Source organism: Mycobacterium canetti CIPT 140010059 (assembly GCF_000253375.1).
GTDB lineage: Bacteria > Actinomycetota > Actinomycetes > Mycobacteriales > Mycobacteriaceae > Mycobacterium > Mycobacterium tuberculosis.
Genome location: NC_015848.1, coordinates 718,694 through 742,360, shown reverse-complemented (window position 1 = coordinate 742,360; position 23,667 = coordinate 718,694). Strand labels below are relative to the sequence as shown.

Genomic DNA, 23,667 nt, shown 5'->3' with positions numbered 1-23,667 from the left:
AACTACGCTAACTTCGCCGAGGCGATGGCCCGCCCGAAAATCTTCTTGCCGCCGGTTGTAGCGGTGAGTGCGATGGTCACCGACTTGCTCTCAGGATCAACCGATTTCACCCGACCGTTGAACACCAGCTCGGCGCCCTTGCCGTCATTGGGCACCGGAACCACCGCAGTGAACCGCACGTTGTACTCGGTGACCGCGCCCGGGTCGCCAACCCAGGATGTGACGTAGCCGCCGCCGATCCCCATCGTCAACATGCCGTGAGCGATCGCGGTGTCCAGCCCGACGACCTTGGCGATCTCGTCGTCCCAGTGAATCGGGTTCAAGTCACCCGAAACTCCGGCGTAGTTCACCAGATCCTGGCGGGTCAGCGGGTAGGTCTTCTCCGGAAGCTGGTCTCCGACCTTCACCGAGCTGAACTCACGCAGCGCCATCAGAAAATCCCTCCCCATCCTCGCCGGCACGGCCCGCCAGGGTCGTATAGGTCTCCTGCACGAGGTCACCTTCCTCGTTGGTGACGATGTTCTTGGTCACGATGATCTGGGTGCCGTGCGCCTCACGCACCGAATCCACATAGACGTCGCAGTACAGCTTGTCGCCCGCCACGATCGGTTTCTCGAATTTCAGCACTTGGTCTACCTGGACGATCTGCGCCTCCGCGGTCGCGATGTTCGCATGCTTGAAGAACGCCGCCTGGGCCTTGTAGCCGAACACACAGATAAACGTCAACGGAGCCAGCAAGCCCTTATACCCGAGTTCGGCGGCGCCGTCCTCCTCGAAATACCACGCGTCGTCGTTTTGAACGGCGACGGCGTACTCGCGAATCTTCTCCCGCTCCACCTCGTAGTGGTCGGGATACCGGTAATGCATCCCAACGATGTCTGCGCTCAACGCCACGGCTGTAGAACCTACCTAGTCAGTCTCAGCAACTGCTCGCGGGTCGGCGGTTACCGCGTCTCGCGGTGCGCCTGGTGCTTGCCGCAATTCGGGCAGAACTTCTTCAGCTCCAGCCGGTCCGGGTCGTTGCGGCGGTTCTTTTTGGTGATGTAGTTACGGTGCTTGCACACCTCGCATGCCAAAGTGATCTTCGGCCGCACGTCGGTACTGGAAGCCATATCCGTTCTCTCTAACGAGTCTTGCTGTTGTGTTGTAGCGATGGCCGGACTCGAACCGGCGACCTAACGATTATGAGTCGTTCGCTCTAACCGACTGAGCTACATCGCCTCTGGTACGCACCGCCAGCCTGCCCGGCGTCCGCCGAGCCCCCTAACGGAATCGAACCGTTGACCTTTTCCTTACCATGGAAACGCTCTGCCGACTGAGCTAAGGGGGCCGCTCACCCGTAGCGACCAGTCGGGTCGTGCCGCGGGCCTAAAAGAGGGTACAGCCTGGCGCGCAACGCCACCAAACCACCGGTGCCACCCATGCAGCTACGGACCAAGTCGTCCAAGATTGGACGGGATCACCCTGTGTCGCGGCTCCGCCGCGGAACCCAGGCATTGGGATCGCTGAACTCGTCGTACTCGTCATCGTGCCCATGCTCCGCGGTATCCGCCTCGCCGAGCAACGTTCGCAGCGCAAGGTTGACAGCCTCGCGCGCACCCTTCACACGGTACCGCCGGATGACCTCTTGGATAAGGTCGTCATCAACCTCAATCTCGACCCTCTTCAGCATGGACCAAAGATACCCACCGCACCCACAGTCAGACCCCAAGACTCCGCATTAACGTGTCCCGGGCTGCAAACGCCAAGACGCGGTCTGGGCGGCGATGGACAAGACATAGGCTGGTTGCGTGTCCAAGGACCGGCTGTACTTCCGTCAACTGCTCTCCGGTCGCGATTTCGCCGTCGGCGACATGTTCGCGACGCAAATGCGCAACTTTGCCTACCTGATCGGAGATCGCACAACCGGGGACTGCGTGGTGGTCGACCCGGCCTACGCTGCCGGGGATCTGCTCGACGCGCTCGAATCCGACGATATGCAGCTATCGGGTGTGCTGGTGACCCACCATCATCCAGACCATGTGGGCGGCTCGATGATGGGTTTTCAGCTGCCGGGACTGGCTGAGCTGCTGGAGCGGGCATCTGTACCCGTGCACGTGAACACCCATGAAGCGCTGTGGGTTTCGCGAGTCACTGGGATTCCTGTCGGCGACCTGATCACCCATGAGCATGGGGACAAGGTCAGCGTCGGCGACATCGACATCGAGCTGCTGCACACACCCGGGCATACCCCAGGCAGTCAGTGCTTTCTACTCGACGGCCGGCTGGTCGCCGGTGACACGCTATTCCTGGAAGGCTGTGGACGCACAGACTTTCCCGGCGGTGATTCCGACGAGATGTACCGCAGCCTGCGACAGCTCGCCGAGCTTCCGGGTGACCCAACCGTCTTTCCCGGGCACTGGTATTCGGCCGAGCCAAGTGCGTCGCTGTCGGAGGTCAAGCGTTCCAATTACGTTTATCGCCCCGCAAGTCTCGATCAATGGCGAATGTTGATGGGCGGCTGAAGGACTGGGCAAGCCTCTCCCATTCCGGCCCGGGTCCAGCGACGTGTCCAGCGGCGCTTCCGCCAACGATTCGGCAGCCAGCGACCAGTGCCCAGGCGCCTCTGGGATCCTGTCAGCTAACTTCTCGGTCCGATGTCACTGTGGTATAAGCGGATGGTGGATTCCATGGGGTGGGTCCTGAGCAGCTGGCATGAGGTCACCGGCGTCGACTCCGGCACCTGGTTGGCGTGGGCCGCGTGGGCGGCGCTTGGGCTCGGTGTGGTCGCCCTGGTGGTGACCAAGCGGCAAATCCAACGCAATCGTCGACTGGCTGCGGAGCAGACTCGGCCCTACGTGGCCATGTTTATGGAGCCCCACGTCGCGGACTGGCACGTGATCGAGCTGGTAGTCCGCAACTTCGGTCGCACAGCCGCCTACGACGTCCGGTTCTCGTTCCCCAACCCACCAACCGTGGCCCAATACGAGAATGCCGCCAACGGCTACGCCGATGTCGTGGAACTTCGGCTGCCCCAAGAGTTGCCGATGCTGGCTCCCGGTCAGGAGTGGCGGATGGTGTGGGATTCAGCGCTCGATCGCGCCGAGATCGGGCGGGGCATCGAGTCCCGCTTCCCGGGCACGGTGACCTACTACGACCGACCCGAGCAGCCGCGCCGATGGCGGTTCTGGCGGCGCGGACGGCGTCCGTTGGAGACCAAAGTGGTGCTGGACTGGGATGCCCTGCCGCCCGTTGCGCGCATCGAGCTGATGACCACCCACGACCTGGCGAAGCGGGAAAAGCAGAAGCTGGAGCTGTTACGTAGTCTGTTGACGTATTTTCACTACGCGAGCAAGGAGACGCGTCCCGACGTGTTCCGCAGCGAGATCGACCGGATCAACCGCGCCGCGGCCGAAACCCAGGACAGGTGGCGCGCTCGGCAGGTCGAGGTGCCCACCGAGGTCAGCCAGCGCTCGGAGGGGCAAGGGCCACAGCCCACGCGGATACCGGCAGGCTAACTGCGGGCGCACAAGATCCCCCAATGCTGATCTGATTCAATCGAGAGCATGAGCGACCCGGTCAGCTATACCCGCAAGGATTCCATCGCCGTCATCAGTATGGACGACGGCAAGGTCAACGCACTGGGCCCGGCGATGCAACAAGCCCTCAATGCAGCGATCGACAACGCGGACCGTGATGATGTTGGGGCGCTGGTGATCACCGGTAATGGCCGGGTATTCAGCGGAGGCTTCGACCTGAAGATCCTCACCTCCGGTGAAGTGCAGCCCGCGATCGACATGCTCAGGGGCGGCTTCGAGCTGGCGTATCGCCTCTTGTCCTACCCCAAACCGGTGGTGATGGCGTGCACCGGTCACGCCATCGCCATGGGCGCGTTTCTGTTGTCCTGCGGCGATCATCGGGTGGCGGCCCACGCATACAACATCCAGGCCAATGAGGTCGCGATCGGCATGACCATTCCGTACGCGGCGTTAGAGATCATGAAGCTGCGACTGACCCGGTCGGCATACCAGCAGGCAACCGGGCTGGCCAAGACGTTCTTCGGGGAAACCGCGCTGGCCGCCGGGTTTATCGACGAGATCGCCCTGCCGGAGGTGGTGGTCAGCCGCGCCGAGGAAGCCGCACGAGAGTTCGCCGGTCTCAACCAACACGCCCATGCCGCGACCAAGTTGCGCTCCCGCGCCGACGCGCTCACTGCGATTCGGGCCGGGATCGACGGGATAGCAGCCGAGTTCGGGCTGTAAGTGGTGGGTGACGCGGTTGCTTTGGGCAACCGCCTCACACCTACACCGCCTCCTCCATCTCGAAGTGTGTCACGTCCGAGGCGGCTCGTCATGCCGACATCGCGGCACGCCCCAGCGCGTTGATGAAATCCCGGAACGGTTCGATATCTGACCCAGTTCCAGGTCGACAAGAAGGCCCGTACCGACTGGTAGCCCTTGTCGTTCGGTGATCTCGCGTCTGTTTATGCACGCCAGCATGCATGTCGGCGGCCGGCCGCTCGACTAGGGTGACGCCCGATGGCGCTTCACCTGCACCGTGCCGAGCGCACCGATCTGCTTGCCGACGGGCTCGGCGCGCTGCTGGCCGATCCCCAGCCCGACCCTTTCGCGCAGGAACTGGTGCTGGTCGCTGCCCGCGGCGTGGAACGCTGGCTGAGCCAACGGCTTTCGCTCGTGTTGGGCTGCGGGCCGGGCCGCGCCGACGGGGTGTGCGCCGGCATCGCGTTCCGCAATCCGCAGTCCCTGATCGCCGAGATCACCGGCACCCTCGACGACGACCCGTGGTCGCCGGAAGCCCTGGCGTGGCCGCTGCTGGCGGTGATCGACGCCAGCCTCGACGAACCGTGGTGCCGCACGCTGGCATCCCACTTGGGGCACTTCTCGACGACCGATGCCGAGGCGGAGCTGCGCCGCGGCCGGCGCTATTCGGTGGCGCGCCGGCTAGCCGGGCTGTTCGCGTCCTATGCACGCCAGCGTCCCGGGTTGCTGGCCGCTTGGCTGGACGGCGACCTCGGCGAGCTGCCCGGCGACTTGGCCTGGCAACCGCCACTGTGGCGCGCCCTGGTGACCACGGTCGGGGCCGATCCCCCGCATGTCCGCCACGACAAGACCATCGCCCGGCTGCGCGACGGCCCCGCCGACCTGCCGGCTCGGCTTTCGCTGTTCGGCCACACCCGCCTGGCCTGCACCGACGTGCAGCTGCTGGATGCGCTGGCCGTCCACCACGACCTGCACCTGTGGCTGCCGCACCCCAGCGACGAGTTGTGGCGGGCGCTGGCCGGCTTCCAGGGCGCTGATGGCCTGCTGCCGCGGCGGCAGGACACCAGCCGGCGGGCCGCCCAGCACCCGCTGCTGGAAACGCTGGGCCGCGACGTGCGCGAACTGCAGCGCGCGCTGCCCGCCGCCCGGGCCACCGACGAATTCCTTGGTGCCACAACCAAACCCGACACGTTGCTGGGATGGCTGCAAGCCGACATCGCCGGCAACGCGCCGCGACCCGTCGGGCGTAGCTTGTCGGATGCCGACCGATCGGTGCAGGTCCATGCCTGTCACGGCCCGGCGCGGCAAATCGATGTGCTGCGCGAGGTGCTGCTCGGCCTCCTCGAGGACGACCCGACGCTGCAACCGCGCGACATCGTGGTGATGTGCCCCGACATCGACACCTACGCACCGTTGATCGTCGCCGGCTTCGGCCTCGGTGAGGTGGCCGGCGACTGCCACCCCGCACACCGGCTGCGGGTGCGTCTGGCCGACCGCGCCCTGACCCAGACCAATCCGCTGCTCTCGGTGGCCGCCGAACTGCTCACCATCGCCGAAACCCGGGCCACCGCCAGCCAACTGCTCAACCTCGCGCAGGCCGCTCCGGTGCGCGCCAAATTCGGGTTCGCCGACGACGACCTGGCCACCATCACCACGTGGGTGCGCGAATCGAACATCCGCTGGGGCTTCGACCCGACGCACCGGCGACGCTATGGCCTCGACACCGTCGTGCACAACACGTGGCGGTTCGGACTCGACCGCATCCTCACCGGGGTGGCCATGTCCGAGGATTCCCAAGCGTGGCTGGATACCGCGCTGCCCCTTGATGACGTCGGCAGCAATCGGGTCGAGCTGGCCGGGAGGCTGGCCGAGTTCGTCGAACGGTTGCATCATGTCGTCGGCGGACTCAGCGGTGCACGGCCGTTGGTCGCATGGCTGGATGCGCTGGCCACGGGGATCGATCTGCTGACCGCCTGTAACGACGGCTGGCAACGCGCGCAGGTGCAGCGGGAGTTCGCCGACGTGCTGGCGCGCGCCGGTTCGCGCGCGGCGCCGCTGTTGCGACTGCCCGACGTGCGAGCGCTTTTGGACGCGCAGCTGGCCGGGCGCCCGACCCGGGCCAACTTTCGCACCGGCACGCTGACCGTCTGCACGATGGTCCCGATGCGCTCGGTGCCGCACCGGGTGGTGTGCCTGGTGGGTCTGGACGACGGCGTGTTTCCGCGGCTGAGCCATCCCGACGGGGACGACGTGCTGGCCCGAGAACCGATGACGGGTGAACGTGACATCCGTTCGGAGGACCGGCAATTGCTGCTGGACGCGATAGGTGCGGCCACCCAGACCCTGGTGATCACTTACACCGGCGCCGACGAGCGCACCGGGCAACCGCGCCCACCCGCGGTGCCGCTGGCCGAGTTGCTCGACGCGCTCGACCAGACGACGTCAGCGCCGGTGCGTGAGCGGATCCTGGTCACACACCCACTGCAGCCGTTCGACCGCAAGAACGTCACCCCCGGCGCACTGCTGGGCGCCAAGCCGTTCACGTTCGACCCCGCCGCGCTCGCCGCCGCCCAGGCCGCCGCCGGGAAGCGCTGTCCACCAACGGCTTTCATCTCCGGTCGGCTGCCCGCACCACCCGCGGCCGACGTGACGCTGGCGGACCTGCTCGACTTCTTCAAGGATCCGGTCAAGGGGTTCTTCCGGGCGCTGGACTACACGCTGCCCTGGGACGTCGACACCGTCGAGGACTCGATACCGGTCCAGGTCGACGCCTTGGCCGAGTGGACGGTGGGCGAGCGGATGTTGCGCGACATGCTCCGCGGCCTGCACCCCGACGACGCCGCTCACTCCGAATGGCGTCGCGGCACGTTGCCGCCCGGGCGCCTCGGCGTGCGACGGGCGAAGGAAATCCGGAACCGCGCGCGCGATCTGGCGGCCGCCGCGCTGGCGCACCGCGACGGCCACGGCCAGGCGCACGACGTCGACGTCGACCTCGGCGACGGGCGGCGACTGAGCGGCACGGTGACACCCGTGTTCGGCGGGCGCACGGTGTCGGTGACCTACTCAAAGCTGGCGCCCAAGCATGTGTTGCCGGCGTGGATCGGCCTGGTTACGCTGGCCGCCCAAGAGCCTGGCCGCGAGTGGTCGGCGCTGTGCATCGGCCGCAGCAAGACCAGGAACCACATCGCCAGAAGGCTTTTCGTGCCGCCGCCGGACCCGGTGGCGGTATTGCGGGAGCTGGTGTTGCTGTACGACGCCGGCCGGCGCGAACCACTGCCGCTGCCGCTGAAGACGTCCTGCGCGTGGGCCCAGGCACGCCGAGACGGCCAAGACCCCTACCCGCCCGCCCGCGAATGCTGGCAGACCAACAGGTTCCGGCCGGGCGACGACGACGCGCCCGCCCACGTGCGAGCCTGGGGCCCGCGCGCACCCTTCGAGGTGTTGCTCGGCAAGCCCCGCGCGGGCGAAGAGGTCGCCGGGGAAGAGACCCGGCTAGGGGCGCTGGCCGCCCGGCTATGGCTGCCGCTGTTGGCCGCCGAAGGGTCGGTCTGATGGACCGATTCGAGCTGCTGGGCCCGTTGCCGAGGGAGGGCACCACCACCGTGCTGGAAGCCAGCGCCGGCACCGGTAAGACGTTCGCGCTGGCCGGTCTGGTCACCCGCTATCTGGCCGAGACCGCCGCGACGCTCGACGAGATGTTGTTGATCACGTTCAACCGTGCGGCCAGCCGGGAGTTGCGCGAGCGGGTGCGCGGGCAGATTGTCGAGGCCGTGGGCGCGCTACAAGGCGGTGCGCCCCCGAGCGGCGAGCTCGTCGAGCACCTGCTGCGCGGCAGCGACGCCGAGCGCGCCCAGAAGCGGCTACGGCTTCGTGACGCGCTGGCCAACTTCGACGCGGCAACCATCGCCACCACGCACGAGTTCTGCGGCTCGGTGCTGAAATCCCTCGGTGTGGCCGGTGACAACGCCGCCGACGTGGAGCTCAAGGAGAGCCTTACCGACCTGGTCACCGAGATCGTGGACGATCGCTATCTGGCGAACTTCGGTCGTCAGGAAACCGATCCGGACCTGACCTACGCCGAGGCGCTGGCCCTGGCCCTTGCCGTCGTCGACGACCCGTGCGCCCAACTGCGCCCGCGTGATCCCGAGCCCGGCAGCAAGGCAGCGGTGCGGCTGCGCTTTGCCACCGAGGTGCTCGAGGAACTCGAGCACCGCAAGGGCCGGCTGCGTGTGCAGGGATTCAACGATCTGCTGATCCGTCTGGCGAGCGCCCTTGAGGCTGCCGACTCGCCGGCTCGCGATCGGATGCGGGAACGCTGGCGGATCGTGCTGGTGGACGAGTTTCAAGATACCGACCCCATGCAGTGGCGGGTGCTCGAGCGCGCGTTTAGCGGGCATTCGGCGCTGATCCTGATCGGCGATCCCAAGCAGGCGATCTACGGCTTTCGCGGCGGCGACATCCACACCTACCTCACGGCGGCCGGCACCGCCGATGCCCGTTACACGTTGGGCGTCAACTGGCGCAGCGACCGGGCGCTGGTCGAGAGCTTGCAGACGGTGCTGCGCGATGCGACCCTGGGTCACGCCGACATCGTCGTCCGCGGCACCGACGCCCACCACGCCGGGCACCGCCTGGCCTCGGCGCCGCGCCCGGCGCCGTTTCGGTTGCGCGTGGTCAAACGGCACACACTCGGGTATGACGGGACCGCCCACGTCCCGATCGAGGCGCTGCGCCGGCACATCCCCGACGACCTGGCCGCTGACGTCGCGGCGCTACTGGCCAGCGGGGCCACCTTCGCCGGGCGGCCCGTGGTGGCCGCAGACATCGCGGTGATCGTCGAGCATCACAAAGACGCGCGGGCGTGCCGGAATGCGTTGGCGGAGGCGGGCATCCCGGCGATCTACACCGGTGACACCGACGTGTTCGCCTCCCAGGCCGCCAAGGACTGGCTGTGCCTGCTGGAGGCGTTCGACGCGCCGCAGCGCAGCGGGCTGGTCCGCGCCGCCGCGTGCACGATGTTCTTCGGTGAGACCGCGGAATCGCTTGCCGCCGAGGGCGATGCGCTGACCGATCGGGTGGCCGGCACGTTGCGCGAGTGGGCCGACCACGCACGCCATCGCGGTGTGGCCGCGGTGTTTCAGGCCGCTCAGCTGGCCGGGATGGGCCGGCGCGTGCTGAGCCAGCGCGGCGGCGAACGGGACCTGACAGACCTGGCGCACATTGCGCAGCTGCTGCACCAGGCCGCTCATCGCGAGCGGCTCGGCCTGCCCGGGCTGCGGGATTGGCTGCGCCGCCAGGCCAAGGCGGGTGCCGGCCCGCCGGAACACAATCGCCGGTTGGACAGCGACGCCGCGGCGGTGCAGATCATGACCGTCTTCGTGGCCAAGGGACTGCAGTTTCCCATCGTGTATCTGCCGTTCGCCTTCAACCGCAACGTCCGCAGCGACGACATCCTGCTGTATCACGACGACGGCACCCGCTGCCTGTACATCGGCGGCAAGGACGGCGGTGCTCAGCGGCGCACCGTTGAGGGGCTGAATCGCGTCGAGGCGGCCCACGACAACCTCCGGCTCACCTATGTCGCGCTTACCCGCGCGCAATCGCAGGTCGTCGCGTGGTGGGCACCGACGTTCGACGAGGTCAACGGCGGGTTGTCGCGGTTGCTGCGCGGGCGCCGGCCCGGCCAGTCGCAGGTACCGGACCGGTGTACACCACGCGTCACCGACGAGCAGGCCTGGGCGGTGTTCGCGCAGTGGGAGGCCGCGGGCGGGCCGTCGGTCGAGGAATCGGTCATCGGTGCTCGCAGTTCCCTCGAAAAGCCGGTGCCCGTACCCGGTTTCGAGGTTCGGCACTTTCACCGCCGGATCGACACCACGTGGCGGCGGACCTCGTACTCGGATCTGGTGCGGGGCTCGGAAGCCGTCACCGTCACCAGCGAGCCGGCGGCCGGCGGCCGTGCGGACGAGGTGGAGATCGCCGTCGTCGCCGCGCCCGGTTCCGGCGCCGATCTGACATCACCGCTGGCAGCGCTGCCGTCGGGGGCGTCGTTCGGCTCGCTGGTGCACGCCGTGCTCGAGACCGCGGACCCAGCCGCTCCCGATCTGGCCGCCGAACTGGAAGCCCAGGTGCGCCGGCACGCGCCGTGGTGGACCGTGGACGTCGACCACGCGCAGCTGGCTCCCGAACTGGCCCGAGCGTTGCTGCCGATGCACGACACGCCGCTGGGACCCGCCGCCGCCGCACTGACATTGCGGCAGATCGGTGTACGTGATCGTCTGCGGGAGTTGGACTTCGAGATGCCGCTGGCCGGGGGCGATCTGCGCGGCCGGTCCCCGGACGTGTCGCTGGCCGACGTGGGTGAGCTGCTGGCGTCGCACCTGCCCGGCGACGACCCGTTGTCGCCCTACGCCGATCGGCTTGGTTCGGCCGGGTTGGGTGATCAACCGCTGCGTGGCTACCTGGCGGGGTCGATCGACGTGGTGCTGCGGCTACCCGGGCAGCGATATCTGGTGGTCGATTACAAGACCAATCACCTTGGTGACACCGCCGCCGATTACGGCTTCGAGCGGTTGACCGAGGCCATGCTGCATTCGGACTACCCACTGCAGGCGCTGCTGTATGTTGTTGTGCTGCACCGCTTTCTGCGGTGGCGGCAGCGGGATTACGCTCCGGCGCGCCATCTCGGCGGGGTGCTGTACCTGTTTGTGCGGGGCATGTGCGGTGCGGCGACGCCGGTGACGGCCGGGCATCCGGCCGGTGTGTTCACCTGGAACCCGCCCACGGCGTTGGTGGTGGCGCTCTCGGATCTGCTCGACCGGGGAAGGCTGCAGTCGTGACGCTCACCGACGTCGATTTTGCGGTCGAGGCCTCCGGGATGGTGCGGGCTTTCAACCAGGCCGGTGTGCTGGACGTGTCGGATGTGCATGTGGCGCAACGTCTCTGTGCACTGGCCGGGGAGAGCGACGAGCGGGTGGCGTTGGCGGTAGCGGTGGCGGTCCGCGCGCTACGGGCCGGTTCGGTGTGTGTGGATCTGTTGTCGATCGCGCGGGTCGCTGGACACGACGACCTGCCGTGGCCGGATCCGGCGGACTGGTTGGCGGCGGTGCGGGCCAGTCCGTTGCTCGCCGATCCACCCGTGCTGCACCTGTATGACGATCGGCTGCTCTATCTGGACCGCTACTGGCGCGAAGAAGAGCAGGTGTGCGCGGACCTGCTCGCGTTGCTGACATCCAGGCGACCGGCCGGGGTACCCGACTTGCAGCGACTGTTCCCGACCGGCTTTGACGAGCAGCGGCGCGCGGCGGAAATCGCGCTCTCGCAAGGTGTTACGGTGTTGACCGGCGGGCCTGGCACCGGGAAGACGACGACGGTCGCGCGGCTGCTGGCGTTGGTTGCCGAGCAGGCGGAGCTGGCCGGTGAGCCGCGGCCGCGGATCGCGCTGGCCGCCCCCACCGGCAAGGCGGCGGCCCGGCTGGCCGAGGCGGTACGGCGCGAGATGGCCAAGCTCGACGCCACCGACCGGGCACGGCTCGGCGACCTGCACGCGGTCACGCTGCATCGTCTGCTGGGTGCCAAACCGGGAGCGCGGTTTCGCCAGGATCGCCAGAACCGGTTGCCTCACAACGTGATCGTGGTCGACGAGACCTCGATGGTGTCGCTGACGCTGATGGCCCGGCTGGCCGAGGCGGTGCGCCCGGGCGCCCGGTTGATCCTCGTCGGCGATGCCGACCAGTTGGCGTCGGTGGAAGCCGGAGCGGTGCTGGCGGATTTGGTCGATGGCTTCTCGGTACGCGACGACGCGCTGGTGGCGCAGCTGCGAACGTCGCATCGGTTCGGCAAGGTGATCGGTACCTTGGCCGAAGCGATCCGGGCCGGCGATGGCGATGCCGTACTGGGCCTGCTGCGCTCGGGTGAGGAGCGGATCGAGTTCGTCGACGACGAGGATCCGGCGCCGCGGTTGCGCGCGGTGCTGGTGCCACACGCGTTGCGGCTGCGCGAGGCGGCGCTGTTGGGTGCCTCCGACGTCGCGTTGGCCACCCTGGACGAGCACCGGCTGCTGTGTGCGCATCGGGAGGGGCCCACCGGCGTGCTGCACTGGAACCGCCGGGTTCAAGCCTGGCTCGCCGAGGAGACCGGCCAGCCGCCCTGGACGCCGTGGTACGCCGGGCGTCCGCTGCTGGTGACGGCCAACGACTACGGCCTTCGCGTCTACAACGGCGACACCGGTGTCGTGTTGGCCGGCCCCACCGGTCTGCGGGCCGTCATTTCTGGTGCATCCGGGCCACTTGACGTTGCCACCGGCCGCCTCGGCGACGTCGAGACCATGCACGCGATGACCATCCATAAGAGTCAGGGCAGCCAGGTCGACGAGGTGACGGTGCTGATGCCGCAAGAGGATTCGCGGTTGCTGACCCGGGAGTTGCTGTACACCGCGGTGACCCGGGCCAAACGCAAGGTCCGGGTGGTCGGGTCCGAAGCTTCGGTGCGGGCCGCGATCGCGCGCCGGGCGGTGCGGGCCAGCGGGTTGCGGATGCGGTTACAGTCGACGGGGTGTGGCTGACTCGTCCGGGATGTGCTCGGCTCGTCGGGTAACCGCGCCCGGACTTTGACATCGCATACGCGAACAGCACGGCGACGGCGCATCATGGATGTGTGCGGATCGGAGTCGGGGTTTCCACCGCGCCGGACGTGCGCCGGGCCGCGGCGGAGGCTGCCGCGCACGCGCACGAGGAGCTCGCGGGTGGGACGCCGGCGCTGGCCGTGCTCCTCGGATCGCGGTCACACACCGACCAGGCCGTGGACCTGCTGGCTGCGGTGCAGGAGTCGGTCGAGCCGGCCGCACTGATCGGTTGCGTGGCCCAAGGCATTGTCGCCGGTCGCCACGAGCTGGAGAACGAGCCCGCGGTGGCGGTGTGGCTGGCGTCCGGCTCACCCGCGGAGACATTCCACCTGGACTTCGTTCGCACCGGCTCGGGCGCTCTGATCACCGGTTACCGCTTCGACCGGACCGCGCACGACTTGCACCTGCTGCTGCCGGACCCGTACTCGTTCCCGTCGAATCTGCTCATCGACCACCTCAACACCGACCTGCCGGGAACGACCGTCGTCGGCGGGGTGGTGAGCGGTGGGCGTCGGCGGGGCGACACCCGGCTGTTTCGTGACCGCGACGTGCTCACCTCCGGGCTGGTCGGCGTGCGCCTGCCCGGCGCGCACAGCGTTTCCGTGGTGTCGCAGAGCTGCCGGCCGATCGGGGAACCGTACATTGTCACCGGCGCGGACGGTGCCGTGATCACCGAGCTGGGCGGCCGACCGCCGCTGCACCGCCTGCGGGAGATCGTCTTGGGGATGGCGCCCGACGAGCAGGAACTGGTCAGCCGCGGCCTGCAGATCGGAATCGTCGTCGACGAGCACCTGGCGGTGCCGGGTCAGGGCGACTTTTTGATCCGCGGGCTGCTCGGCGCCGACCCAACGACGGGGGCGATCGGGATCGGCGAGGTTGTCGAGGTCGGCGCGACCGTGCAATTCCAGGTCCGGGACGCGGCGGCGGCCGACAAGGACCTGCGTCTGGCCGTCGAGCGGGCGGCGGCGGAGCTGCCCGGGCCCCCGGTTGGTGGGCTGCTGTTCACCGGCAACGGGCGCGGACGACGAATGTTCGGGGTCACCGACCACGACGCGTCGACGATCGAGGACCTGCTGGGCGGGATTCCGCTGGCCGGTTTCTTCGCCGCCGGGGAGATCGGCCCGGTCGCGGGCCACAACGCGTTGCACGGGTTTACCGCGTCGATGGCGCTGTTCGTCGACTGAGGCCGCCGCGTTGACCCACCGGGACGCCCTGCGGGTGCGGACAACAGCGCGAGAGGCGCGAGGCCGCCGAGTCAGACCCGAATGCCGGCGAGGACCGCGAGGTCGTTACGGAGCCTGGGATCGGCTTGAGCGCCGCGCAGCCGAGGTTCCCCAGCCAACGCCGGGGACGACGGGCCCGGCGAGCGTCGGTGCGGAAGAATCACGGTCAGCATGAGCACTCACAACGATTCCGCACCGACATCCCGGCGACGCCACATCGTGCGGCTTGTCGTGTTCGCCGGCTTCCTTGTTGGGATGTTCTACCTGGTAGCCGCCACGGACGTGATCGATGTGGCCGCGGTGCGGGGCGCGGTGTCGGCGACCGGGCCGGCGGCGCCGCTGGCCTATGTCGTGGTGTCGGCCGTGCTCGGCGCGTTGTTCGTGCCGGGCCCGATCCTGGCCGCAAGCAGCGGGCTGCTGTTCGGTCCGCTAGTGGGGGTGTTCGTGACGCTGGGTGCCACGGTGGGCACCGCCGTCGTCGCGAGCCTGGTCGGCCGTCGAGCCGGCCGGGCCAGCGCGCGAGCCCTGCTGGGTGGGGGACGTGCCGATCGCGCCGACGCGCTGATCGAACGATGCGGCCTGTGGGCCGTCGTCGGCCAACGCTTTGTCCCCGGCATATCGGATGCGTTCGCCTCCTATGCGTTCGGGACGTTCGGAGTTCCGTTGTGGCAGATGGCCGTCGGTGCATTCATCGGTTCCGCGCCGCGGGCATTCGTCTACACCGCATTGGGTGCGGCGATCGGGGATCGCTCACCGCTGCTGGCGTCCTGCGCGATCGCGGTGTGGTGCGTCACCGCGATCGTCGGTGCGTTCGCGGCGCGACACGGGTACCGCCAGTGGCGTGCACACGCCCGTGGTGACGGCGCGGACGGCGGCGTCGAGGATCCGGATCGCGAAGTCGGGGCACGCTGAGCGGTCGACATGTCCACGCTGCAGAACTCGACAGCCCATCCGTTGTGTGCTCACAACATGGCGTTGTACACTCCCAACATGGGTCGCCATCCCCACAAAGAGATCCGCAAAGCTCTCGATGAATCCGAAGCCGCCGGGCTCAGCATCATCGAAACCAGCGGACACACCTGGGGATGGGTGCGCTGCCCATGCGGTCAGCGCATCGCCGTGTACTCCACCGCGCGCAACCCCGAGCACGGCGCCAAGCTCATCCGCGCATTTATCAGGACACACAGGGAGCACACATGAACTACGAATTCACACTAGCCGTCGACCGTGACCCCACCGAGATGGCTGACAAGCTATTCGACATCGCTGAAGGCGACCTAGTCCCTGAAGGTGGCACAGGCGTCAACGTCGTGCACGTCTGCCGCCAAGCGGATTCCTTCGCTACCGCACTCCTGCAAACTGTCGAAGACGTGGAGTCGACCGGCCTTGTCGTGACCGGCATCGCTTCCAACGACCTTGTGTCGCTGCGTGACATCGCGGCCCGACTCGGCCGAACCTACGAATCGGTTCGACTCATCGCGGCAGGCAAGCGTGGCCCCGGCGGCTTCCCGACGCCGCTGTCGACTGGGCAGTGGTCCCTGTATTCGTGGGCTGAAGTTTCGGCGTGGTTTTCTCGTTCACATGGAACAGAAGCGCCGAGCGCCTACGACCGGGAAATTGCCGCAGCGGATCATTTGATCCGGGCTCGCCGAATCCTCGGGGGCGACAAAGTACGCCAACAACTCGGCAAACTCATTACCACATAACAACGGCGTCGAAACGGCCTCGGTCGCAATTGAGGCGCGGCCTTTTCGCGACCGCCGGATAACCACAGGTCGAACGCCCAACGCGCACAAACGCTTTGATGGTGACTTCTGTTGCCAACAGGAGCCGACACCACCAATGCCTGGTAGAAGTTGCGGGGTTGGCCGTAGCGTTTGAGCTATGACAACGACCGGTGGGATCTACTGACGTTTCCGTGGGCTCGGTTTCATGCGGCTCTACCGGGTAGTGCAGGGCAGAGTCCGCCTCGGGTGAGCAGTGCCATGGCGATCAGTGCGTCTGGGCTGTGAAAGCCGTAGGCGCGCTTGGTCAGTGCCCGCAGGTGGGTGTTGATGGCTTCGGATCGAGCGTTGGACAGGCCGTGGTCGTGGGTGTTCCAGATGAGGTCGCGGTAGCGGCGGAGGTGCGTGCGAGGCCGACGAATTCGGGGATGCGCGAGTGCGACGCCCACGACATCCAGCCGGCCAACAGATGGCGACCATCGGCACCTTTGACCCGAAAGACTTCGCGGAGTTGCTCTTTGAGTAGATACGCCCGGCAGAGTGTCTGGTTGGTGACCGCGATCTCGGCGAGGTTGCTGCGCTGCTCGCCGGTCAGGTCGGCCGGGTTCTTGCGGGTCGCCCACATCGCGTGCCGATCGCGAATCCCGGCGCGGGTCATGGTGCGCGCCCGCACCTTGTCCAGCGCCTTGAGCGCCCAGGCCACGACTTGAAAGGGATCCAGGCAGATCACGGCTTGTGGTGCGCGCTGGCCCGGCCCGCTTTGCTCCAAGCTGGTCGAAGAACTTCCCCAAGGTCTCTTGGTTGCGGCCCTCGGCCGCCCACACCAGCCGGCCCGTCCCGTGATCAACCACGACAGTCAAGTATCGGTGCCCCCTCTCGCAGCTGGTGTTCGGCTTCGAGGTGAAGGCCAGTGGCGGACCCGCACCGATCTGCTCACTGTGGACATGACGCTTCGCCAACCCGCTCAACGGCACTCGGCCGCGCCGGGCGCGGCATAGGTCCGGCTCACCGCCGGCTCGTCGTAGCCGGCGGTGACCGCCGCCCGTCGCACCGTGTCGGCCACGTCGCGGGCCCTATCGGCAGGCACCAGTGCGATCACGGCGCCCCCGAAGCCGCCCCCGGTCATCCGGGCGCCCAGCGCGCCGGCCCGTACGGCGCTCTCGGCGATCAGATCGATCTGCTCGGTGGTGATGGCGAAGTCCTCGCGCATGGACTCATGCGACGCGGTCAGCAGCCGCCCGGCGGCGGTGAAATCCGAATCAGCCAGTGCAGCCACGAAATCCAGCACCCGCTGATTTTCGGTCAGCACGTGCCGGGCGCGGCGCGCGTCGATCGGATCGGCGATCTCGCCCAGCACCGCCAGCCCGCGATCCTGCACAGCGCGCAGCGAGGACACCCCCAAATCAGCGGCCGCCCGTTCACACGACGCCCGGCGCAGCGCGTACTCCCCGCCGGCGTGACGGTGTCGGGCTCGAGAATCCATCAACAGCAACGTGATATCGCAGGCGTCCGGGTCGAAGGCCACCGGGCGCACGGTGATGTCGCGAAAGTCGATCAGCAGCGCGGTCTTCGGCGCTCCGAACAGCGCGGCCAGGTGGTCGAGCAAACCCGTTGGGGCACCTACGTAGTCGTTCTCGGCTCGCTGTGCGAGCCGGGCCCGCTCGAGGCGGTCGATGGGGGTGCCGGTGGCGGCGCCGACCGCGCCTAGCACCGCGCCGATCAGCGCGGCCGACGACGAAAGCCCCGACCCGATCTCGACGTCGCTGGTGATCGACATCGCCCCGCCGGGCACCGGGTGGCCGGCGCCCCGCAGCGCCCAGATCGCCCCGGCCACATAGGCTGCCCAGCCGGTCACCTGCCCCGGCGCGGTGTCGAGCGGGAAACTCGCCGAGCCGTCGGCGCGGTCGCTGCGCGCGGTGATCGCGCCGGTGTGCTCGGGGGTGAACGTGACAACGGTGCGCCGCGGCAACGCAATCGGCAGCGCGAAACCCAGGTTGTAGTCGGTGTGTTCGCCGATCAGGTTGACCCGCCCGGGTGCGCCGTAGCCGACGGTCATGGGCCCAGCTCGCGCAGCCGGGCGGCCACGGCCTCCGGGATAACGTCGGCGATGAACGCGTCCATCGCCGACTCGGCGGCCGCCAGATATTTCAGTTTGGTGGCGCTGCGCCGGATCGACATGAGCTCGACGTGAAAGTAGCCATCGCGCTGGACCTCGCTGAACTGGTGCAGCGCCGACATGTACGGCAGCGGTGAAGAATACATCCGATCAAACCTCTGCAGCACGTCCAGATAGATCCGGGCGAACTCATCCAACTCCCCGTCATTGAGCTCGGTGAGGTTGCGCACCAACCGGTTTGGGTAAATGTGTACCTCCACCGGCCAGCGTGCGGCGAACGGTACGAATGCGGTGAACAGCTCGCCGCGTACCACGATGCGGCTGCCGTCGGCGACCTCGCGTGCCAGCAGGCTGGCAAACAGGTTGTCACCGTGGCGCTTTCGGTGCCGACGAGCCTGGCGCAGCATCGCCGCGGTGCGCGGCGTCAGATACGGATAGGCGTAAATCTGGCCGTGCGGGTGGGTCAGGGTCACCCCGATCTCCTCACCACGGTTCTCGAAGCAGAACACCTGCGCTACCCCGGGCAGCGCCGTCAATTCGGCGGTGCGGTGCCGCCACGCGTGCACGACCAGCCGGGCATGCGCCGGGTCCAGGCCCGCGAACGAACCGGTGTGATCGGCCGAAAAGCAGATCACCTCGCAGCGTCCGTGCCCCGGAGCGGATACGAACCCGTCACCGTCGGGCGCGCCGATTGGGGCGATGCCGGCCCCGGCCAGGCTGGGAAACCGGTTCTCGAAGACGACAACGTCGTAGTCGGGGGCGGGCACCTCGCTACTCAGACCGGTCGGCCCCGGACACAGCGGGCAGCGCGCGGCCGGCGGCTTGTAGGTGCGATCCTGGCGCTGTGCGGCGACGATCACCCACTGGCCGGTGGCCCGGTCGAACCGCAGCCGCGAGGGAGCCGGGTCACGTTCGGGCAGCGGCCGACGATCCGACACCGGCGCCGGGACGTGTCCGGGCAGCGAAAAGAACAGCAGGTCACGGCCATCGGCCAGGGTCCACCGCGTCGGCGCCGTCACAACGCAGAACCCTACTGGGAGCGCCTCGTCGAGTTGCCGACCGCGTTCGTTCGCGATGAACACCGACGCGTCGAGTCCTCCGGCCGGTGGCGTGGCGCTCATCGGATCGGCCCGAGATCCTCTGTGGTGTCGCCGGTGAGGGCCGCGACGCCACCTCAGCTATGCCTACGCATCGTGGCCCAATCGTTGGTTTTGGGGCGGCTCGCCGCGCCGCCGGGAGACGATGCACATCAGGTGGTCGTTGGAATGAGTACCGCGACGTCGCCGTGCAGGTGTGCTAAGCCGCTGTCGAGCGTCGCCAACTGCCCGTCGTGGCTTCGCGCGAGCTGGGCAAGGTAGGCATCGGTCACCTGCCGGTGCCCAACCACACCAGCGACCTCGACACCGGCGAAAGAGAGTGCATCGGGCCAGAATTCGTGGCGGCTCGTGCACTGGACCGCACTGACGACATCCCGAGCCGCCGCCGCGGACTGTCCCGAGCGCACCAGGAATCGAACCAGGCTTCCTTGTGTCATCGGGCAGGTCGCAAATCCGGTGTCGGACGCCATGAGCCAGTCCGCTGCGGCATCATGATGCACATGCTCGGCGACCACCAATGCGATCAGCACGTTGGCGTCGAGCAGCACCGTCACTGCTCGTCCTCTAATGAACGCACGTCCTCGGAGGTCACGACGGTCCCGACGCTCACCAAAGGCAATCCCGTTCTGGGGTCTGAGGACAACGCGGTAGGGCGGTTGGCGGCCAGGCCTCGTCGCATGAGGTCGGCGACCGTTTCACTCAACGTGCGGTGCGTATCCCGGGCAATCGCCAGTGCCTGCTTGTGCAGGTCTTGCGGCAGGTCGATGGTAGTGCGCACCGCCTCATCCTAACATCGCTGCATCGTGATGCGCGCGCCGACGCTCACCGGTATTCCAACGGGACTGATCATGCTGGCCGTGCGGCAGACGAGCCGGCCGAGACAGCGCACGAGCCGTGTTGGGTGGCGGCCCGAGGGCTGGCCTCACAGGCTAGCCGCGCGATGAGTGCGACCTACAGGCCCTCTTCGTTCATCTAACCTCGGCTGCGTTCAGCTCTGCGGTGGTTGACCACCACCAACGGACCGCCCAGCGCCACAAGGAAGGCCACCGAGATGGCCATCAATGTTTGCCCGGTCACCACCAGCAGCCCGATCAGTGCCAGCTCTACGGCACCGGCCACGAGGTAGGACGCCGCCCGGTAGTGCGGGCGCCAGGCGCCCCACGCCGCCAGCGTGAGCGCACCAGCCGCGATCCCAGCAGCCAATACGTCCATCACTTGCTCCCCACCAGGCATTGTAGAAGACTCACGCCCGCCGTGGCCGCGCCGACACCACCGGCCGCGGCAGCCACGACCCCCGCCCCGGTCTCTGCGGTCAACACGCCGATGCTGAAGACTATGGCGCCCGAGGCGAACTGGGCGGTCCGGTCGATCCAGTCGTTGGTGCTGCAATGGGTGCGGGCGTACTCAATATCGGCGACGTGCGCCTGCAGATCCGCAACCTGACCGCGCAACCACGCTGTGTTGGGGTCGTTTGCGGGCAGCGACTGTACGAACCGTTGCACGTTGTCCGCAAGACCCTGGCCGGTCAGATTAGCTGGATCACCGCCGAGGATCATCTGCTGCAGCGTAGGGCTTAGGCCAGTGCCCGGCGGCAGTGTTCCATCAGGGGTGTCCCACGGCGCAAATGGGGGCGGGGGACTAGTGCCGCCATCTTGTTTGACGTCGACCAACCGGACCCCAGTGTCGCGGTTGTCGTTGCCGATGATGGTGTCGTCGATGCTGGGTGTTTCCGGGAAGGTGGTGGTGGCGATTCCGGCGGTAGCGGCGGTGATTTTGCTTGCCACTTCTTGTTCGGACACGACCAGCTGTATGGCGCGCTGGCGGATATCGCCGGCGAACGTTTGCGCTTGAGCGTGGCGAGCCACCCGTTCTGCGGCGGTGCCGCTGGTGCGGGGCCCGGGCAGCGAAAAGAACAGCAGCTCACGTCCGTCGGCCAGGGTCCACCGCGTCGGCGCCGTCACAACGCCGAACCCTAGGCGAGGCCAGCCCCGTCGGCTGGTGCCCGACGTCAAGCCTCGGCTGGCCGCGGCATAAGGTGGCCACCGTGGCCGAAGCGTTCGATGCGACCCAAGCCGTGGCGAGAATCCTGGCCGAACATGGCCCATTGAGCGAGGACGACATCGCACGACGCCTGCTGGACAGCGGCGTGGCCGACCCGGACGCCGTCCTGCGCGCGCTTCGCCTTGAAACGGAATGGCCGGCAAGGCAGTTGGTCGACGATCGGTGGGTGTGGCTGCCGACGCTGCTAGCCGGGCGGGTATTCACCCATCGGCTCGGCGCGGACGAGGCGGTCCACGACATGCTCGGCGTGACCCCGGACCTGGACCCGATCACCACGCTCTGCGAGCACGAGGAGTATGGCCGGCTGGCCGACGGTTCGGCGGCGCGGATCGTGCTGGCCGGATACGACGAGGAGCTGCTCGAACGACGGGGCATCCCGGACGAGGCCATCGACCCCGGCGGGGCACTGCTGCTGGAGCCGGGCACGCTGGCGACGTTGGGGGCCGCCGCGGGGGATCTGGTCGGTGTGCGGCTGACCGCCGCAGGGCTGGTGCTCGAGCGGATCGGCACAGCCGGTGCGGACACCTCCGTCGGCGCCCGGCTGGCCGAGCTGGTCGACCCCGACGAGCCCGCGTTCTTCCCCGCGGCGGTCTGGACGGCGTGCGTCGACGACCCGGCGGCATTTACCGAGCCAGTGGCACCGCTGCGCGAGATCCTCGACCAGCACGGCCTCACGCACGAAGACGACTGGCTAGCACCTGGCGGATTCAATTTCGACGCTTGGCGTTTCGAGAACCGATGCGAACTGCTGGCCTTTCGCCACGACCTCGACCCCAACGACGCGGTCGCGCTGTACACGCTGATCAAACTGCACGAGACGATGTCGCTGCTGCTCGAAGCAACCGACCCGGACGAGTTGCCGCGGGATGTGCTCGCCACAGCCGCCGAGACCGCGACGGAAACCGGCTCCGACTCGTTGGTCGATCTGCTCGGCGACATTGGGGCGGCGCTGGCGGACCCGCTGCTGGCCGAGCTGCTGGTGGCAGAGACGGTGGGCACCGACTCCGGCGGGGCGGCCGCGCTGGGCCTGCTCACCGAGATGCTGGAGCCCAAGGTGCCGCGCGCGGCGCGGGTGGCGGTGCGCTGGCTGCGCGCGGTCGCGCTGGACCGGATCGGTGATGTCGAGGCGGCCGAACGTGAGCTGCTGGCGGCCGAGTCGATGGACACCGAGTGGCCGCTGCCGTTGCTCGACCTGGCCCGCATCGCCTCCGATCGCGGCGACGCCGAGCGCGGGTTGGCACTGCTGCGCCGCGCCGGCACCGAACCCGACCACCCGCTGGTGCGGCTCCTGGAGCGGCACCGAGCCCAGCCGCGCCGCGACCTGGGCCGCAACGAGGCGTGCTGGTGCGGGTCGGGCCGCAAGTACAAGAAATGCCATCTCGGCCGTGAGGCGCTGCCGCTGGCCGAGCGGGTGGACTGGCTGTATGCCAAGGCATCCCAGCACGCACTGTCGGGCGACTGGACCGGCCTGCTGGCCGAAGTCAGCTATGAGCGCTTCCGGTATGCCGACTCTGACGATGAGGACGCGCTGGCCGCGGCGCTGGCCGATCCGCTGGTGCTGGACGCGGTGTTGTTCGAGGGCGGCGCGTTCGCGGAGTTCCTCGAAGTGCGCGGTTCGCTGCTACCCGACGACGAGCGGCTGCTTGCCGAGCAATGGCTGCTCGTGGAGCGGTCGGTGTTCGAGGTCGAGCACGTGCAACCTGGCGAGGGCGTGATCGTGCGCGACGTACGCACCGGCGACACCCATGAGGTGCATGAGCGGGCGGCCAGCCGCCAGCTGCGAGCCGGGCAGCTGATCTGCGCGCGCCCGGTGCCCGCCGGGGACACCATGGTGTTCTTCGGCGGGATCGAGCCGGTCGCGCTGCACGAGCGTGCCGTGCTGATCGAGCTGCTCGATGACGAGCCCGACCCGGTGACACTGGTGGCCCAGCTGAGCCGCCGGTTCGCGCCGCCGACACTGGTCAACACCGAGGGCGACTCGCTGGCAATCTGCGAGGCCAGCGTGCGAGTCGGCGATCCGGCCGGGATCCAGGGCGCGCTCGACGGGGTCTACGACCGGGTTGACGGCGAGGAGCCGCCGCGGTGGATCGAACACGTCACCAACGACGGCATGCTGCGGGTCCGGGCCACGCTGGTCCTCGACGGTGACACGCTGCGGGTGGAAACCAACAGCGAACCGCGGATGGATCGCGTGCTGGCCACGCTGACCCGCCTCGACCCGGCGATGACGGTGCTCGACGACGACCGCCGTCCGCTGCGCAACACCCGCGAGGCCGCCGCGCTGGCCGAGCAGATGCCAGTTACCGGCGCGGGCGCGCCCGACCCCGACAGCCCCGAGCTGGCCGCCGCGCTCGAGGAATTCATCCGCGACTACGAGACCAGCTGGCTCGATCAACCCATCCCCGCGCTGGACGGGCACACGCCGCGGCAGGCCGCCGACGACCCCACCCGCCGCGCCGACCTGATCAAGCTCCTGGACACGTTTCCCGCCGGCGCGGGCGCCCGTGGCGGGATGGACGCCGACCGGCTGCGCACCGCTTTGGGCTTGTAGTAGCCGGGCGGGCGGT

Annotated in this window: 22 protein-coding genes, 2 tRNA genes and 2 pseudogenes; 12 read left to right on the top strand and 14 right to left on the bottom strand. The window is 68.2% G+C overall.

Annotated features, from left to right (window positions below):
- Positions 1-2: 2 nt before the first annotated feature.
- The 6 genes from hadB to MCAN_RS03275 form a co-directional block, all read right to left on the bottom strand.
- Positions 3-431, bottom strand: a complete 429-nt coding sequence (gene hadB, locus MCAN_RS03300) for a (3R)-hydroxyacyl-ACP dehydratase subunit HadB (RefSeq protein ID WP_003903106.1) — start codon at positions 429-431, stop codon at positions 3-5.
- Positions 418-894 (bottom strand): (3R)-hydroxyacyl-ACP dehydratase subunit HadA, encoded by a 477-nt coding sequence (gene hadA, locus MCAN_RS03295; protein WP_003403277.1) that lies wholly within the window; start codon positions 892-894, stop codon positions 418-420. Before hadA ends, hadB begins: the two co-directional genes overlap by 14 nt.
- Before the next feature lie 50 nt (positions 895-944).
- Positions 945-1,112: a 50S ribosomal protein L33 gene (rpmG, locus tag MCAN_RS03290; protein WP_003898538.1), complete on the bottom strand. Its 168-nt coding sequence runs from the start codon at positions 1,110-1,112 to the stop codon at positions 945-947.
- A gap of 35 nt (positions 1,113-1,147) precedes the next feature.
- Positions 1,148-1,221 (bottom strand) — tRNA-Met (locus MCAN_RS03285).
- A 36-nt stretch (positions 1,222-1,257) separates the two neighbouring features.
- Positions 1,258-1,330, bottom strand: a tRNA-Thr gene (locus MCAN_RS03280).
- 129 nt (positions 1,331-1,459) lie between these two features.
- Positions 1,460-1,672, bottom strand: a complete 213-nt coding sequence (locus tag MCAN_RS03275; RefSeq protein ID WP_015287878.1) for a type II toxin-antitoxin system VapB family antitoxin — start codon at positions 1,670-1,672, stop codon at positions 1,460-1,462.
- A 118-nt stretch (positions 1,673-1,790) separates the two neighbouring features.
- Between MCAN_RS03275 and MCAN_RS03270 the strand changes: the two genes are divergently transcribed.
- The 10 genes from MCAN_RS03270 to MCAN_RS20780 all read left to right on the top strand — a co-directional run bounded on the left by MCAN_RS03270 (position 1,791) and on the right by MCAN_RS20780 (position 15,808).
- The gene (locus MCAN_RS03270; RefSeq protein ID WP_003403266.1) at positions 1,791-2,504 is read left to right on the top strand and encodes an MBL fold metallo-hydrolase; all 714 of its coding nucleotides are present in this window, start codon (positions 1,791-1,793) and stop codon (positions 2,502-2,504) included.
- A 153-nt stretch (positions 2,505-2,657) separates the two neighbouring features.
- Positions 2,658-3,497, top strand: coding sequence for a hypothetical protein (locus MCAN_RS03265; protein WP_003403262.1), 840 nt, complete (start codon positions 2,658-2,660; stop codon positions 3,495-3,497).
- 48 nt (positions 3,498-3,545) lie between these two features.
- A complete protein-coding gene (locus MCAN_RS03260; RefSeq protein WP_003403259.1) occupies positions 3,546-4,241 on the top strand; it encodes a crotonase/enoyl-CoA hydratase family protein in 696 nt (231 codons plus the stop codon).
- 276 nt (positions 4,242-4,517) lie between these two features.
- Positions 4,518-7,811, top strand: coding sequence for an exodeoxyribonuclease V subunit gamma (recC, locus tag MCAN_RS03255; RefSeq protein WP_014000333.1), 3,294 nt, complete (start codon positions 4,518-4,520; stop codon positions 7,809-7,811).
- Positions 7,811-11,095: an exodeoxyribonuclease V subunit beta gene (recB, locus tag MCAN_RS03250; RefSeq protein ID WP_014000332.1), complete on the top strand. Its 3,285-nt coding sequence runs from the start codon at positions 7,811-7,813 to the stop codon at positions 11,093-11,095. Before recC ends, recB begins: the two co-directional genes overlap by 1 nt.
- Positions 11,092-12,819, top strand: coding sequence for an exodeoxyribonuclease V subunit alpha (recD, locus tag MCAN_RS03245; RefSeq protein ID WP_014000331.1), 1,728 nt, complete (start codon positions 11,092-11,094; stop codon positions 12,817-12,819). The genes recB and recD overlap by 4 nt, the downstream gene beginning before the upstream one ends.
- A 92-nt stretch (positions 12,820-12,911) precedes the next feature.
- Positions 12,912-14,063: an FIST signal transduction protein gene (locus MCAN_RS03240; RefSeq protein WP_014000330.1), complete on the top strand. Its 1,152-nt coding sequence runs from the start codon at positions 12,912-12,914 to the stop codon at positions 14,061-14,063.
- A 210-nt stretch (positions 14,064-14,273) separates the two neighbouring features.
- Complete coding sequence (locus tag MCAN_RS03235) at positions 14,274-15,014, top strand: TVP38/TMEM64 family protein (RefSeq protein ID WP_014000329.1); 741 nt, start codon at positions 14,274-14,276, stop codon at positions 15,012-15,014.
- A 78-nt stretch (positions 15,015-15,092) separates the two neighbouring features.
- Complete coding sequence (locus MCAN_RS22295; RefSeq protein ID WP_041181386.1) at positions 15,093-15,302, top strand: hypothetical protein; 210 nt, start codon at positions 15,093-15,095, stop codon at positions 15,300-15,302.
- Positions 15,299-15,808, top strand: a complete 510-nt coding sequence (locus tag MCAN_RS20780) for a hypothetical protein (protein ID WP_015289187.1) — start codon at positions 15,299-15,301, stop codon at positions 15,806-15,808. Before MCAN_RS22295 ends, MCAN_RS20780 begins: the two co-directional genes overlap by 4 nt.
- A 224-nt stretch (positions 15,809-16,032) precedes the next feature.
- Here the strand turns inward: MCAN_RS20780 and MCAN_RS22670 are convergent.
- The 6 genes and pseudogenes from MCAN_RS22670 to MCAN_RS03200 form a co-directional block, all read right to left on the bottom strand.
- Positions 16,033-16,529, bottom strand: a pseudogene (locus tag MCAN_RS22670) (transposase).
- Positions 16,530-16,790: 261 nt separating this feature from the next.
- Positions 16,791-17,882, bottom strand: coding sequence for a galactokinase (locus tag MCAN_RS03215; RefSeq protein WP_014000327.1), 1,092 nt, complete (start codon positions 17,880-17,882; stop codon positions 16,791-16,793).
- On the bottom strand, positions 17,879-18,904 hold the full coding sequence (gene galT, locus MCAN_RS03210) for a galactose-1-phosphate uridylyltransferase (protein ID WP_258560807.1): 1,026 nt from the start codon (positions 18,902-18,904) through the stop codon (positions 17,879-17,881). The genes MCAN_RS03215 and galT overlap by 4 nt, the downstream gene beginning before the upstream one ends.
- Positions 18,896-18,961: pseudogene (locus tag MCAN_RS24040) on the bottom strand (galactose-1-phosphate uridylyltransferase); the annotation flags it as partial. The gene galT and the pseudogene MCAN_RS24040, both read right to left, overlap by 9 nt.
- A gap of 230 nt (positions 18,962-19,191) precedes the next feature.
- Positions 19,192-19,593 carry a type II toxin-antitoxin system ribonuclease VapC29 gene (gene vapC29 / locus MCAN_RS03205; protein ID WP_003403218.1) on the bottom strand — a complete coding sequence of 134 codons (402 nt, stop codon included), beginning with the start codon at positions 19,591-19,593 and terminating at the stop codon, positions 19,192-19,194.
- On the bottom strand, positions 19,590-19,817 hold the full coding sequence (locus MCAN_RS03200; RefSeq protein WP_003403213.1) for an antitoxin VapB29: 228 nt from the start codon (positions 19,815-19,817) through the stop codon (positions 19,590-19,592). The genes vapC29 and MCAN_RS03200 overlap by 4 nt, the downstream gene beginning before the upstream one ends.
- On the opposite strand from MCAN_RS03200, the gene MCAN_RS23910 reads away from it, so the two are divergent.
- Positions 19,749-20,015: a hypothetical protein gene (locus tag MCAN_RS23910; RefSeq protein WP_003898530.1), complete on the top strand. Its 267-nt coding sequence runs from the start codon at positions 19,749-19,751 to the stop codon at positions 20,013-20,015. The two genes, MCAN_RS03200 and MCAN_RS23910, sit on opposite strands and share 69 nt — an antisense overlap.
- On the opposite strand, the gene MCAN_RS03190 is transcribed toward MCAN_RS23910, so the two are convergent.
- Positions 20,012-20,254 carry a hypothetical protein gene (locus MCAN_RS03190; RefSeq protein WP_003403210.1) on the bottom strand — a complete coding sequence of 81 codons (243 nt, stop codon included), beginning with the start codon at positions 20,252-20,254 and terminating at the stop codon, positions 20,012-20,014. The two genes, MCAN_RS23910 and MCAN_RS03190, sit on opposite strands and share 4 nt — an antisense overlap.
- Entirely contained in the window at positions 20,251-21,000 is a 750-nt protein-coding gene (locus MCAN_RS03185) for a hypothetical protein (RefSeq protein WP_015287871.1), read from the bottom strand. Before MCAN_RS03185 ends, MCAN_RS03190 begins: the two co-directional genes overlap by 4 nt.
- An 83-nt stretch (positions 21,001-21,083) precedes the next feature.
- Here MCAN_RS03185 and MCAN_RS03180 point away from each other — a divergent pair, with 83 nt between their 5' ends.
- Positions 21,084-23,651 carry an SEC-C metal-binding domain-containing protein gene (locus MCAN_RS03180; protein ID WP_014000324.1) on the top strand — a complete coding sequence of 856 codons (2,568 nt, stop codon included), beginning with the start codon at positions 21,084-21,086 and terminating at the stop codon, positions 23,649-23,651.
- Positions 23,652-23,667: the final 16 nt, after the last annotated feature.